Below are 12494 nucleotides of genomic sequence, written 5' to 3'. Positions count from 1 at the left end.
GAGCTATGCCCGCAATCCGGCCGCGAACCCCCTGTGGTTGCCCGATCTCGATCGAGCAAAACCGCAGGCAGGCGCGCGTTTCGGTGGCTAACTGACCATGCGCGTCCGGGTCGGCAATCCGGCGTGTATTTCGTCCAGGTCTAGGAGGAGCTGAAGTGATTCAGCAAGAGTCGCGACTGCGCGTCGCCGACAACACGGGTGCCAAGGAAATCCTTTGCATCCGCGTGCTCGGTGGTTCGTCGCGTCGCTATGCCGGTATCGGCGACATCATCGTCGCCACCGTGAAGGACGCCATCCCCGGTGGCAACGTCAAGAAGGGCGAGGTCGTCAAGGCCGTCGTCGTTCGCACCACCAAGGAGCGTCGTCGCCCGGATGGTTCGTACATCCGTTTCGACGAGAACGCCGCGGTGCTGATCAAGCCGGATCACGATCCGCGCGGCACCCGCATCTTCGGCCCGGTCGGCCGTGAGCTGCGCGAGAAGAAGTTCATGAAGATCGTTTCGCTGGCCCCGGAGGTGCTCTAGCCATGAAGGTGCACAAGGGCGACACCGTGATCGTCGTTTCGGGCAAGGACAAGGGCGCCAAGGGCAAGGTCATTCAGGCCTACCCCGCGACCGGCAAGGTCCTCGTCGAAGGCGTGAACCGGATCAAGAAGCACGTCGCGAACTCCGCGAACCAGCGTGGCGCCAGCTCCGGCGGCATCGTGACCCAGGAAGCGCCGATCCAGGCCTCCAACGTGATGGTTGTGGACTCGGACGGCAAGCCGACCCGCGTCGGCTTCCGCACCGATGACAACGGCAAGCGGGTTCGTATCTCCCGTCGCAACGGGAAGGACATCTGAGATGACTTCTACTGAGAACAAGGTGCAGCCGCGCCTCAAGGCGCGCTACCGCGCCGAGATCAAGGACGCGCTCAACAGCGAGTTCAACTACGCCAACGTGATGCAGATCCCGGGCGTCGTCAAGGTCGTCGTGAACATGGGTGTCGGCGACGCCGCCCGTGACGCGAAGCTGATCAACGGCGCCGTCGCGGACCTGACCCTGATCACGGGCCAGAAGCCGGAAATCCGGAAGGCCACGAAGTCCATCGCGCAGTTCAAGCTGCGTGAGGGCATGCCGATCGGCGCGAAGGTCACCCTTCGTGGCGACCGCATGTGGGAGTTCCTGGACCGCCTGATCTCCATCGCGCTGCCCCGTATCCGCGACTTCCGCGGCCTTTCGCCGAAGCAGTTCGACGGCAACGGCAACTACACGTTCGGCCTGAGCGAGCAGTCGATGTTCCACGAGATCGACGTGGACCGCATCGACCGTCCGCGTGGTATGGACATCACCGTGGTGACGACCGCGACCAATAACGAAGAAGGCCGCGCCCTGCTCAAGCACCTCGGCTTCCCGTTCAAGGAGAACTGAGAATGGCCAAGAAAGCCCTCGTCAACAAGGCCAACGCCAAGCCGAAGTTCGCGGTGCGCGCCTACACCCGCTGCCAGCGCTGCGGCCGCCCGCACGCCGTCTACCGCAAGTTCGGCCTCTGCCGCATCTGCCTCCGTGAGATGGCCCACCGCGGCGAACTCCCGGGCGTGCACAAGTCCTCCTGGTGAGCTGAGCTCCCCAAGGACTGACCCGTTCTAGACCCGCAGGCCCCCTCCCGAAGCAATTCGGAAGGGGGCCTGCGGCTATCGCTTCTGCTCGGTGAGGTTCACTCATCGATTCGGTCTTCACCGAAACCGGCATCGATTTCAGCCCGCTCCTCCGCGCTGGTGTCGTGGCCGATGCCAATAACGCGAGCCTTCAATTCGGCAACGGTCATATCCCGGTGCGGCTCTCCCTCGCTGATCGTTCTTGTCATGCGTAGATGATGGCAACCCGGTGCTATTCTGTATATATAGATCATATATTCCATATATGTACGGAGGCTCGATGTCCAAGCTGCTGATCGAGGTCGACGACGAAGCGCTCGCTGAGGCGCAGCGACTGCTCGGCACGTCTACCAAGAAGGACACCGTGAACGCTGCTCTCATCGAGGTCGCGAAGCGGATCAAGCGGGCCAAAGCACTCGCCGAGCTAGCCGACATGGGGGAGCGAGGTGACTTCGACATCCTTTTGGAGAAGGGCAACTACCGCCCATGATCGAGTACCTCATCGATACGTCAGCCATAGCGCGCCTGCTCACCAACTCATCGGTCCGTAAGGCGTGGCAGGAGCCGATCACTGCCGGCGTCGTGGCCGTCTGTGATGTCGTCGAACTCGAATTCCTCTTCAGCGCAACCTCATTGGCTGATCGTCTCCGCAAGAAAGAACTCCTTACCGAACTGTTCGGGTGGGTCGTCGTGCCGGACGACGCCTGGGTTCGTACTCACCGAATCCAGCAGTCCCTCACCGAGCGCGGTCAGCACCGCAGCGCAGGCGTCGTCGATCTCCTCGTCGCGGTGACCGCCGAGGTGAACAGCCTGACAATCCTGCACTACGACCATGATTTCGAAACGGTCGCAAAGGTGACTGGTCAAGCAGTCCAATGGATCTCGGCTCCAGGTTCGATTTCCTGAGCGCCCTGGGCAACCCGCGGGTCTCGGTTCCCGAGGTCGAGACACGCGCTGTGTGATGCATCCGTTCAAGTATTGGGAGGACGGCTATCGGGTCTACGGCTACGGCGACGGTGTGCTGCACGGTGGGTATCAAGCGCTGGTCGCGTCCCTCGCCGCGGATCCGACCATCGAACCGAACGCTCCCGTGCGCCGAATGGAGCTGGACGACAACGGAGTCCGCGTCAGTACCGCCGACACCGTCTTCGAGGCCGACAAGGTACTGGTCACTGTCCCGCTCGGGGTGCTCGAATCCGGCGATCTGGTATTCGGCCCGCCCCTGCCGCCGGCCGAACAGCGGGCCTTGGGCCGGCTGGGCTTCGGCAGCCTCAACAAGATCGCGCTGCACTATCCCGAAAGGTTCTGGCCCGCAGAGCAATACGTCGTCGTTTACCTGTGTCGCGAGACCGATGGCCACCCCACCGTGGTCATCGGCATGTGGAAGTCGCACGACAAGCCGATCCTGGTCCTGCTGCTGGGAGCATCCCTGGGCCGCGCCCTGGAATCCTGGTCTGACCAGCAGGTGCACGACTACTGGACAACCGTGGTGCGCGATATCTTCTGCCCCGATGCCCCGATGCCCCGATGCCCCGATGCCCCGATGCCCCGATGCCCCGATGCCCCGATGCCCCGATGCCCCGATGCCCCGATGCCCCGATGCCCCGGCACCCCGGCGTATTTCGCGCACGGCATGGTCATCGGACGCCTTCGTCCGCGGCTCCTACGCCCGCATCGATGTGGACGCCTCCCTGTACGATCTCGACACCCTCGTCGAGCCGGTTGGGGATCATTTCGCCTACTGTTCGTCTATCCCCGTCGGGGCAGACGGCGCTGCAGGTCGGAGAAGGTGATTGCCAAGGTAACGGGCTCGGTGAGAACCAGTGCGTTGTAATGTGTTTGGCGTGTGACATAGCGGTGCCCGGACCAATCGAGCCGGCATTCTTCGATCTCGGTGATCTGCTGCCAGTCCTTGGCGAAATGCACGATCAGGTAGACCGGGATTCCCTCTCGCGCATACAGTTCCCGCTTGATGCCGATGTCCGTGTCGACAGTGTCCGCTGAGGTGGCCTCGACGACGAGAAGTGTTTGCTGGGCGATCTTTTGGACGTCGTACGGCCCATCGGCGCAGTCGCGCAGGACCAGATCCGGATATCGGACTCGAAGGCGGCGAGACTGATCAACCAGTTCCGCATCGGCAAGGCGCATCGGCGTATCGCTGCGCACCTCACGACAGGGTCCGTCTGGGTCGATCGCGTATTCGACTGCCGCTGCCAGTCGCCTGATGACGAGGTCGTGTTCCGGCGACTGCGCCATCGCAGTAGTCAGAGTGCCATCGTGGATCTCGGTGAAGGAGCCTGGCTGACCTTCCAGGAACTCGTCCACGGAAACGAGGCGCACCGGCTCATCCTGCGGGGTCGGCATGCGGATCACCCTACCCAGCTGATGCTTTTCACCGTTCCTGAACGTGGCCCGCTCGTCGCCACTTCGAAGCTGGTGCAGTGGGATCGGTTACCCCGATTTGGTCGCTGATCTGCCCTTGTCTACACTTGTGCGGTTGCCTGGGCACTTCTATGTCCGCATGCGTCTGCGTGTGGCTTGCTTCCAGGCACAAGCGAATGATCCGGTCGAGCGATCTCGACCGGACCGCCCCGAATTGTCGTAGGCCCACGACCGCCGATCTCTGACGGTGCTGAATGGGAACCGCGGCGAGAAAGGTACCGGTCAAACACATGACCATGACTGACCCAATCGCAGACTTCTTGACCCGTCTGCGCAACGCCAATTCGGCGTACCACGACCAGGTGAAGGCTCCGCACTCGAAGATCAAGGTGAACATCGCCGAGATCCTCAAGCGTGAGGGCTACATCGCCGACTACCGCATCGAAGATGCGACCGTCGGCAAGGCGCTTGTCGTCGACCTCAAGTACGGCCCGAGCCGTGAGCGCAGCCTTCAGGGTGTGCGTCGCGTTTCCAAGCCGGGTCTGCGCGTGTACGCGAAGTCCACCAACCTGCCCAAGGTGCTCGGCGGCCTCGGCGTGGCGATCATCTCCACGTCCGCTGGTCTGCTCACGGACCGTCAGGCCAAGCAGCAGAGTGTAGGCGGGGAAGTCCTCGCCTACGTCTGGTAAGGGAGGTAGGAACCAATGTCGCGTATCGGTAAGAAGCCGATTCCCGTTCCCGCCGGCGTCGAGATCACCATCGACGGCCAGAACGTCGCGGTCAAGGGCCCGAAGGGCACCCTGACGCACGTGGTCGCCGAGCCGATCGTCGTCACCAAGGCGGAGTCCGGTGAGCTCGAGGTCGTTCGTCCGAACGACGAGCGTCAGAACCGCTCGCTGCACGGCCTGACCCGCACCCTGATCGCCAACATGATCGTCGGTGTGACCACAGGCTACGAAAAGAAGATGGAAATCTTCGGCGTCGGTTACCGCGTGCAGGCCAAGGGCTCGAACCTCGAGTTCGCCCTGGGCTACAGCCACGCTGTCCCGATCGAGGCTCCTGAGGGCATCACCTTCGCGGTCGAGGCTCCCACCAAGTTCTCGGTGTCGGGCATCGACAAGCAGAAGGTCGGCCAGATCGCAGCGGTTATTCACGGCCTGCGCAAGCCCGACCCGTACAAGGGCAAGGGCATCCGCTACGCCGGCGAGGTCGTTCGCCGCAAGGTCGGAAAGACGGGTAAGTAAGCAATGGCACAAACAGCAAACCAGAAGGCTCGGCGTAAGCCGGTCGGTACGGATGCCTCGACCGCGCGTCGTCTCTCCAAGACGCGCCGCCACTTCCGTCTGCGCAAGAAGATCGAAGGAACCACCGCGCGCCCGCGCCTGGTGGTCAACCGTTCTGCGCGCCACATCCACGCTCAGCTGATCGACGACTCGGTGGGTAAGACCATCGCGTTCGCCTCGACCACCGAAGCCGATGTGCGTGCCGCCGAGGGTGACAAGTCCGCCAAGGGCGCCAAGGTCGGCGAGCTCATCGCCGCCCGCGCCAAGGCTGCCGGCATCGAAGCCGTCGTGTTCGACCGTGGTGGTCACGACTACCACGGCCGTATCGCGGCGCTCGCGGATGCCGCCCGTGAAGGTGGGCTGAAGTTCTGATGATCAACTCTGCGCACATTGCAGGCACCGCCTGCGCGAACGGAAGGAACGTCTGATGCCGGGACGTCAACGGCGTGACGGCGGAAACAACGGTCCCGCCGGAAACAACAATGCTGGTCCCAACGCCGGCGGCAATGACCGCGACAACCGTGGCCGTGGCCGCGGTGGCCGCGATCAGGCCCCTGCCGAGAAGACCAACCAGCTCGAGCGCGTGGTCGCGATCAACCGCGTCTCCAAGGTCGTGAAGGGTGGTCGTCGCTTCAGCTTCACCGCCCTCGTGATCGTCGGTGACGGCAACGGTCTGGTCGGCGTCGGCTACGGCAAGGCCAAGGAAGTTCCCGCGGCCATTCAGAAGGGTGTCGAGGAGGCTCGCAAGAGCTTCTTCCGCGTTCCGATGATCGGTTCCACCATCGTCCACCCGGTTCAGGGTGAGGCGGCGGCCGGTGTCGTCATGCTGCGTCCGGCTTCGCCCGGTACCGGTGTGATCGCCGGTGGCGCGGCGCGTGCCGTTCTGGAATGCGCTGGCATCCACGACATTCTGGCGAAGTCGCTCGGTAGCGATAACGCCATCAACGTTGTGCACGCCACCGTTGCTGCTCTCAAGATGCTGCAGCGTCCGGAGGAGGTGGCCGCTCGTCGTGGTCTGCCTCTCGAGGATGTGGCTCCTGCGGGCATGCTGCGTGCGCGTGCGGGACAGGGAGTCTGACATGGCAGATCTCAAGGTGACCCAGACTAAGAGCTCCATTGGCGCCCTGCGTAACCAGCGCGAGTCGCTGCGGACCCTCGGCCTGCGTGGCATTCGCCAGGAAGTTGTCCGTGAGGACAATGCGCAGAACCGTGGTCTGATCAACGTCGTGCGCCACCTCGTTCAGGTTGAGGAGGTTTAAGCATGACCATCAAGTTGCACCACCTGCGTCCTGCCCCCGGTTCCAAGACCGAGAAGACCCGTCTGGGTCGCGGTGAAGGTTCCAAGGGTAAGACCGCGGGCCGCGGTACCAAGGGTACGAAGGCTCGCAAGAATGTTCCGGTCCGCTTCGAGGGTGGACAGATGCCGCTGCATATGCGTCTGCCCAAGCTCAAGGGCTTCAAGAACCCGTTCCGCACCGAGTACCAGGTCGTGAACGTGTCCGATATCGCCCGCGTGTTCCCCGAGGGCGGCACCATCGGCAAGGCCGAGCTCGTCGCCTCGGGTCTCGTTCGCAAGAACGAGCTCGTGAAGGTGCTCGGCGAGGGCGAAATCGGTGTGGCCGTTCAGGTCTCCGCCGATAAGTTCTCCGGTTCCGCCACGGCGAAGATCGCCGCGGCCGGTGGCACCGCCACCGCACTGGGCTGATCGTCTCGAGCGACCTGCAAGCAATCGCTACGGGCACGGTAACCTGAAACAGCAGAGACACCGGACGAGTCGCGAGCTCGTCCGGTGTCACTGTTAGAGTTCAGTTGTTGTCTGCCAACACCGTCATGGGGATTCGGCGTTTCCGTCGTTGTAGCCATGGCCTGACCTATGTCGTTCGCCAGGAGGATCTGTGCTTTCCGCCTTCGTGTCGGCTTTCCGGACCCCGGACTTACGGCGGAAGATTCTCTTCACGCTGGGGCTGATCGCCCTCTACCGGCTGGGTGCGTCTCTGCCCTCCCCGGGCGTCAGTTACAAAAATGTCCAAGACTGTGTGGCGCTGGTCAACGGCGGGGATTCCGCCGGCATCTATCAGCTCATCAATCTCTTCTCCGGCGGCGCGCTACTGCAGCTTTCCGTGTTCGCGATCGGCATCATGCCGTACATCACCGCGAGCATCATTATCCAGCTGCTGACCGTTGTGATCCCGCGGTTCGAGGAACTGCGAAAAGAAGGCCAATCGGGTCAGAACAAGATGACCCAGTACACCCGCTATCTGGCGGTCGCGCTGGCGATCCTGCAGTCGACCGGTCTGGTCGCGCTGGCTTCCCGCGGTCAGCTGCTGCGCGGGTGCCCCAAGGACATTCTCGACGACACCTCCGTCTTCGGCATGATCATCATCGTGCTGGTCATGACCGCCGGTGCGTCCCTGGTCATGTGGTTCGGCGAGCAGATCACCGAGCGCGGTGTCGGTAACGGCATGTCGCTCTTGATCTTCGCCGGTATCGCCGCTCGTATCCCGTCCGAGGGCAAGACGATCTACGACGGCCGCGGCTGGGGAGTCACCGCCATGGTGGCCGCCGCCGCACTCGTGGTGATCGTCGGCGTCATCTTCGTGGAGCAGGGCCAGCGCCGGATTCCGGTGCAGTACGCCAAGCGCGTGGTGGGCCGGAAGATGTACGGCGGTTCGTCGACCTATCTGCCGCTGAAGGTCAATCAGGCCGGTGTCATCCCGGTGATCTTCGCGTCCTCTCTGCTCTATCTGCCGAACCTGTTGGCGCAGTTGACCCAGAAGAATTCGGGCAATCCCGCCGAGTGGCAGCAGCTCATCCAGAAGTATCTGGTCAATCCGAGCAACCCGGTGTACGTCGCGATCTACTTCGCGCTCATCGTGTTCTTCACCTACTTCTATGTCGCGATCACCTTCAACCCGGAGGAACGCGCGGACGAAATGAAGAAGTTCGGTGGCTTCATCCCCGGCTATCGCCCGGGTAAGCCCACCGCGGACTACCTCAACTACGTCCTCAGCCGGATCACCCTGCCCGGTTCGATCTACCTCGGTGCTGTCGCCGTACTGCCGAACCTGCTGCTGGGTCTCGGCACCAACACCGGCGTACAGAGCCTGCCGTTCGGTGGCACCGCGGTGTTGATCATTGTGAGCGTCGGCCTCGATACGGTGAAACAGATCGAGAGCCAGTTGATGAATCGAAATTACGAAGGGTTCCTCAAGTGAGAGTTGTTCTGCTCGGGCCGCCCGGTGCCGGCAAAGGCACCCAGGCCGTTCTACTGTCGGAAAAGCTGGGTGTACCGCACATCTCCACCGGGGATCTGTTCCGCGCGAACATCAGCCAGCAGACTCCGCTGGGCCGCGAAGCCCAGAAGTACATGGACGCGGGCGATCTGGTTCCCAGCGATGTGACCAACCGTATGGTCGAGGCCCGCATCGCCGAGCCGGACGCCACCAACGGCTTTGTGCTGGACGGCTATCCGCGCACCGTGGATCAGGCCGATGCCCTCGAGCGCATGCTCAAGGAGTCGAACCTGGCGATCGACGCCGTGATCTGCTTTGTGGTTCCCGAGGACGTCGTGGTCGAACGCATGCTGGCCCGCGGCCGTGGCGACGACACCGAGGAGACCATCCGCAACCGCATGCGCGTGTACCGCGAGGAGACCGAACCGCTGCTCGATCACTATGACGGCCTGGTCGTCACGGTGGAGGGCGTCGGCGAGATCGAAGACGTGAACACGCGCGCACTCGCGGCGCTGGGTCGCTGAATGGTCTTCGGCCGTAAGAACAAGAAGGTGGTGCCGTTCCGCACCGCCGGTGAACTGGACGCCATGGCGGCGGCCGGCGCTATCGTCGGCCGTGCCCTGGTGGCAGTGCGTGCCGCCGCCAAGCCCGGGGTTTCCACCCTGGAATTGGACGAGGTCGCCGAACAGCTCATCCGCGAATCCGGAGCCGTCCCCTCGTTCAAGGGCTATCACGGTTTCCCGGGGTCGATCTGCTCCTCGGTGAACGATCGCGTCGTGCACGGCATCCCGTCCAAGGACGATGTGCTGGCCGAGGGCGATCTGGTCTCCATCGACTGCGGCGCGATTCTCGAAGGCTGGCACGGAGATTCGGCGTGGACCTTCGGTGTGGGAAACATTATCGAGGCCGATCGCCTGCTCAGTGAGGCGACCAAGCTCTCGATGGAAGCGGGCATCGCGGTCATGCTTCCCGGCAATCGATTGACGGATGTGTCACACGCCATCGAGCTCGGCACCTATGCCGCGGCGGCCGATCACGGTCGCTCCTACGGCATTGTCGACGGCTATGGCGGTCACGCCATCGGCCGCGAAATGCATATGGATCCGTTCCTGCCCAATGAGGGCGCGCCCGGTAAGGGCCCGCAACTCGTGGTCGGTTCGGTCCTGGCCATCGAGCCCATGCTCACCCTCGGCACCACGGAAACCAAGACCCTGGACGACGATTGGACCGTCGTCACCACCGACGGCACCCGCGCCGCCCACTGGGAACACACGGTTGCCGTCACCGAGGACGGCCCGCGCATCCTGACCCTCCGCCCGGAGTAGTCACCCGCGCAACCACTTCCGCACCCGCCCCGGCTCAGCCGAGGCGGGTGCGTTCGTCTGTGCCCCTGCAGATTTCCGGGCGCTCAATCTCGCACCCACCGGCGACGGCGCCAAGGCCTGGGTCACCGTCGAACTGCGCGCTGGCCGAATGCGGATCGCTGGTGCGAGCCATCGCAACGGTGTACTTGTCGTTGCGCAGGCCGTTGCTCGCCTCGTTCTCGTCGGCACAGACCCGAACCAGTTTCATTAGCGCGTGGTGAAACAGTGCTGTTCCTTTTGCGGAGGCTACGCGGGCCGGATAGTTTGGGCCCGAATGTGATCGACCGAGGAGGGGCATGTCCGGCGATGCCAGCGGCGCGAACCGTGATCCGGAACGGTTGCGGCGCATTACCGAGACGGCCCGGGTCCATGGTCTCGGCAGGCACCGCAGGGGTTATCCCGCGGCGAAAGGCGATGCGCGGCTTGATCTGTACGAGAACGGCTGCACCGTCATCGTCGGCAGGGATGTTCGGGTAGCACGCTACGACTCGACCGAGGTGCGGCAGAAGATCGTTCGCATGCACCGCAACGGTGTCCACACGCACACCTCGCACGAGTATCGGATCATCGATACCTGTGGTGCGGAGCTGAAGGTGACCGAGGCGATCACGGGTCCGGGGGAGTGGGGCCCGCAATTGGTGGAGGCCGTCGCCGTGCGGCAGGCCGGCGGTGCGAGCGATGCCGTATGGGCTGGTCATCGGGTGCAGTTCGGGCCGTGGTGGATCTCCGCGTACGAGGTCGGGGCCGGCCGGAAAACCCTTGCCCTGCAGGAGCTTCGCGCCTTCCGCGTGCACCAGGGCCAGGCGGTCATCGAAGCCGGTGCGCAGACCCGCGTCACCCAGGGCATCGATGAGATTCCCAACTTCCCGGTGTTCCGGCACCTGCTCCGGCAGGTTCGCCCGGACCTGCCGGAGTCAGCGGGCAGAGTTTTCGGCAGGCGGCGCATGGTGCGCCAAATGAATCAGCTGATCGCCGTCGCCGCGGTGGCAGCCTTCGGTCTGGCCTGCATGGTCGGCTGGCCGGTGCAGCAGGCGGAGTTGTGCGGAAAGCTGTCCAGACTGCAGGCGGCGCGTTCCGAATTGACCGGTCAGCTCAAGGATTTGCGCAATGCGGCGGCGAACTATCGCGGCGCCGACCAGGACGGCGTCCGCGCCGACAGCGATAAGCTGGGCAAATTCACCTCCTCCGGATTCCACTGGCTGAAAGCGCAGGATCTGGACGGGGCAACCACATCGATTCGCACTGTCTGCCAGGCGAATTCGTTCTCGAAGTAGGCCGCACAGATGAACCGTGATTGCCAGAGCCTGCTGCTGGGCGCCGGCACCCTGATTCTCGGCATTCTGGCCATGGTCCTCACCACCAGCTGGATATGGCCGATCGTCATTCTCGTGCTCGGCATCATCGGCCTGGTCCTCGCCCTGATCACCCCCGCCCGAGATTGAGCACTGATGAACTGAGCACCGATGAACTCAGCCGAAACGAATGTGCTTGACCCCGACCAGCGCCCGCCGCAGCCGCGTGCGCACCGGGCCATCGGCATCGGGCAGCAGACTCAATCCGCTGGAGGCGGCAATACGGTCGGCCACGTCGACGATATCGATGGAGTCGGTGTGAATATGCTCGGCGAATTCCGGTTCTCGCAGGTTGTTCAGACATCGATCCACCTGCCCCACCGCGAAGCTCTCGTGCCGCAGCCCGAACAGCGACCGTTCGCGCAATCTTCGCAGCACGGTCTCTCGTTCAGCGAGCAGGGTGAAATGCCTTACGTCGTGGCCCTTTTCGCGTAGCCGCCCCACGGTTTCGGCGAAGTAGGCCGGTTCCACCACGGTCATGGGCGCGATCACCGGCCCGATGTGTTTGCGCAGCACGATGTCCAGCACCTCGAATACGCCCTGCCGCCAGGCCGGCAGATTCTGAAAGTCCTCCCGCAATTGTTTGGGCATGGTCCGATGCAGTCCGAACCCCACCATCTCCGGATCGCAGACCACACTCCCCGGCAGTCGCCGCAGCAATTCGTGCGCGGTCTGTGTCTTACCGCCTCCGAACGGCCCATTGATCCACAGCAGCATGCCCGCCACCCTAGCGACGCCCGGACGCGGCCGCCGTTCGCGCAGTTCAGCCCTCGAGTAGCAGTGTCACGGGCCCGTCATTGATCAGCTCCACATGCATATGCGCCCCGAAGCGTCCGGTCGCCACCGTGGCTCCCAGTTCGCGCAGAGTGGTCGCGAAGACCTCGACCAGCGGTTCGGCGACCGCACCGGGCGCAGCGGCATTCCATGAGGGCCGCCGCCCCTTGGCGGTGTCGGCGTAGAGCGTGAACTGGCTGATCACCAGAATCGGCGCACCCAGATCAGCGGCCGACCGTTCCCCGTCGAGTATGCGCAGCCGGAACAGTTTGTCGGCCAATGCCTTCGCAGTGGTGCCGCTGTCACCGTGCGTCACTCCGACCAGCGCGACCAGCCCTTGCGGCGCGCCGTGTGCGGCCGGATCGATCCGCCCCACGACCTCATCGTCGACCGTCACCTGCGCCGAACTCACCCGCTGCACCAGTACTCGCACGACTGCAGATCTTCGCAGATGATGTTTCTCAGACGTT

23 protein-coding genes are annotated in these 12494 nt (G+C 63.7%); 18 read left to right on the top strand and 5 right to left on the bottom strand.

From position 1 onward, the window contains the following. The first annotated feature begins 155 nt into the window (after positions 1–155). From rplN to OG716_RS27365, 4 genes are read left to right on the top strand one after another with little or no spacing between them, the layout of a single operon-like run. Positions 156–524, top strand: a complete 369-nt coding sequence (gene rplN / locus OG716_RS27380) for a 50S ribosomal protein L14 (protein ID WP_297622674.1) — start codon at positions 156–158, stop codon at positions 522–524. Between the two features lie 2 nt (positions 525–526). After that, positions 527–841, top strand: a complete 315-nt coding sequence (rplX, locus tag OG716_RS27375) for a 50S ribosomal protein L24 (protein ID WP_327143706.1) — start codon at positions 527–529, stop codon at positions 839–841. A gap of 1 nt (position 842) precedes the next feature. Further along, entirely contained in the window at positions 843–1409 is a 567-nt protein-coding gene (gene rplE / locus OG716_RS27370; protein ID WP_153808456.1) for a 50S ribosomal protein L5, read from the top strand. A gap of 2 nt (positions 1410–1411) precedes the next feature. Further along, positions 1412–1597 (top strand): type Z 30S ribosomal protein S14, encoded by a 186-nt coding sequence (locus tag OG716_RS27365; RefSeq protein WP_067695781.1) that lies wholly within the window; start codon positions 1412–1414, stop codon positions 1595–1597. A gap of 98 nt (positions 1598–1695) precedes the next feature. On the opposite strand, the gene OG716_RS27360 is transcribed toward OG716_RS27365, so the two are convergent. Then, the gene (locus OG716_RS27360; RefSeq protein ID WP_405133525.1) at positions 1696–1845 is read right to left on the bottom strand and encodes a hypothetical protein; all 150 of its coding nucleotides are present in this window, start codon (positions 1843–1845) and stop codon (positions 1696–1698) included. Positions 1846–1916: 71 nt separating this feature from the next. On the opposite strand from OG716_RS27360, the gene OG716_RS27355 reads away from it, so the two are divergent. Genes OG716_RS27355 through OG716_RS27345 form a run of 3 tightly spaced genes read left to right on the top strand, consistent with a single transcriptional unit; the run spans position 1917 to position 3470 of the window. Then, the gene (locus tag OG716_RS27355) at positions 1917–2126 is read left to right on the top strand and encodes a type II toxin-antitoxin system VapB family antitoxin (RefSeq protein ID WP_405133524.1); all 210 of its coding nucleotides are present in this window, start codon (positions 1917–1919) and stop codon (positions 2124–2126) included. Further along, entirely contained in the window at positions 2123–2542 is a 420-nt protein-coding gene (locus OG716_RS27350) for a PIN domain nuclease (RefSeq protein WP_405133523.1), read from the top strand. Before OG716_RS27355 ends, OG716_RS27350 begins: the two co-directional genes overlap by 4 nt. Before the next feature lie 55 nt (positions 2543–2597). After that, positions 2598–3470: an FAD-dependent oxidoreductase gene (locus OG716_RS27345; protein ID WP_405133522.1), complete on the top strand. Its 873-nt coding sequence runs from the start codon at positions 2598–2600 to the stop codon at positions 3468–3470. Here OG716_RS27345 and OG716_RS27340 read toward each other — a convergent pair. Further along, positions 3386–3961, bottom strand: coding sequence for a Uma2 family endonuclease (locus OG716_RS27340; RefSeq protein ID WP_405133521.1), 576 nt, complete (start codon positions 3959–3961; stop codon positions 3386–3388). The two genes, OG716_RS27345 and OG716_RS27340, sit on opposite strands and share 85 nt — an antisense overlap. 347 nt (positions 3962–4308) lie before the next feature. Here OG716_RS27340 and rpsH point away from each other — a divergent pair, with 347 nt between their 5' ends. The 9 genes from rpsH (at position 4309) to map (ending at position 9859) form a co-directional block, all read left to right on the top strand. Continuing rightward, positions 4309–4707 carry a 30S ribosomal protein S8 gene (gene rpsH, locus OG716_RS27335; RefSeq protein WP_327143707.1) on the top strand — a complete coding sequence of 133 codons (399 nt, stop codon included), beginning with the start codon at positions 4309–4311 and terminating at the stop codon, positions 4705–4707. A gap of 15 nt (positions 4708–4722) precedes the next feature. After that, a complete protein-coding gene (gene rplF, locus OG716_RS27330) occupies positions 4723–5262 on the top strand; it encodes a 50S ribosomal protein L6 (RefSeq protein ID WP_355124406.1) in 540 nt (179 codons plus the stop codon). Between the two features lie 3 nt (positions 5263–5265). Then, positions 5266–5673, top strand: a complete 408-nt coding sequence (gene rplR, locus OG716_RS27325) for a 50S ribosomal protein L18 (RefSeq protein WP_405133520.1) — start codon at positions 5266–5268, stop codon at positions 5671–5673. A gap of 55 nt (positions 5674–5728) precedes the next feature. Then, entirely contained in the window at positions 5729–6379 is a 651-nt protein-coding gene (gene rpsE, locus OG716_RS27320; protein WP_355124408.1) for a 30S ribosomal protein S5, read from the top strand. A 1-nt stretch (position 6380) separates the two neighbouring features. Next, on the top strand, positions 6381–6560 hold the full coding sequence (gene rpmD / locus OG716_RS27315; RefSeq protein ID WP_297616246.1) for a 50S ribosomal protein L30: 180 nt from the start codon (positions 6381–6383) through the stop codon (positions 6558–6560). A gap of 2 nt (positions 6561–6562) precedes the next feature. After that, on the top strand, positions 6563–7006 hold the full coding sequence (rplO, locus tag OG716_RS27310) for a 50S ribosomal protein L15 (protein ID WP_405133519.1): 444 nt from the start codon (positions 6563–6565) through the stop codon (positions 7004–7006). 190 nt (positions 7007–7196) lie between these two features. Continuing rightward, positions 7197–8516, top strand: a complete 1320-nt coding sequence (secY, locus tag OG716_RS27305) for a preprotein translocase subunit SecY (RefSeq protein WP_327143710.1) — start codon at positions 7197–7199, stop codon at positions 8514–8516. Then, positions 8513–9058 carry an adenylate kinase gene (locus tag OG716_RS27300; protein ID WP_297616236.1) on the top strand — a complete coding sequence of 182 codons (546 nt, stop codon included), beginning with the start codon at positions 8513–8515 and terminating at the stop codon, positions 9056–9058. Before secY ends, OG716_RS27300 begins: the two co-directional genes overlap by 4 nt. Continuing rightward, positions 9059–9859, top strand: a complete 801-nt coding sequence (map, locus tag OG716_RS27295) for a type I methionyl aminopeptidase (protein WP_355124411.1) — start codon at positions 9059–9061, stop codon at positions 9857–9859. Between the two features lie 34 nt (positions 9860–9893). Here the strand turns inward: map and OG716_RS27290 are convergent, their stop codons facing one another. Then, a complete protein-coding gene (locus OG716_RS27290) occupies positions 9894–10106 on the bottom strand; it encodes a hypothetical protein (protein ID WP_405133518.1) in 213 nt (70 codons plus the stop codon). An 88-nt stretch (positions 10107–10194) separates the two neighbouring features. Here OG716_RS27290 and OG716_RS27285 point away from each other — a divergent pair, with 88 nt between their 5' ends. Together OG716_RS27285 and OG716_RS27280 are read left to right on the top strand one after the other, a co-directional pair. Further along, the gene (locus tag OG716_RS27285; protein WP_405133517.1) at positions 10195–11172 is read left to right on the top strand and encodes a DUF6585 family protein; all 978 of its coding nucleotides are present in this window, start codon (positions 10195–10197) and stop codon (positions 11170–11172) included. 9 nt (positions 11173–11181) lie between these two features. Beyond that, positions 11182–11340 (top strand): hypothetical protein, encoded by a 159-nt coding sequence (locus OG716_RS27280; protein WP_355124415.1) that lies wholly within the window; start codon positions 11182–11184, stop codon positions 11338–11340. A 27-nt stretch (positions 11341–11367) separates the two neighbouring features. Here OG716_RS27280 and OG716_RS27275 read toward each other — a convergent pair whose 3' ends face one another. Beyond that, positions 11368–11967, bottom strand: coding sequence for an AAA family ATPase (locus OG716_RS27275; protein ID WP_405133516.1), 600 nt, complete (start codon positions 11965–11967; stop codon positions 11368–11370). Between the two features lie 46 nt (positions 11968–12013). Next, positions 12014–12457, bottom strand: coding sequence for a D-aminoacyl-tRNA deacylase (gene dtd / locus OG716_RS27270; RefSeq protein WP_405133515.1), 444 nt, complete (start codon positions 12455–12457; stop codon positions 12014–12016). Between the last annotated feature and the right edge of the window lie 37 nt (positions 12458–12494).

The organism is Nocardia sp. NBC_01388 (assembly GCF_045040085.1).
In the GTDB taxonomy this organism is placed as follows: Bacteria; Actinomycetota; Actinomycetes; order Mycobacteriales; family Mycobacteriaceae; genus Nocardia.
The sequence above is the reverse complement of the archived record's forward strand: the minus strand, read 5'-3'. Positions and strand labels throughout refer to the sequence as shown.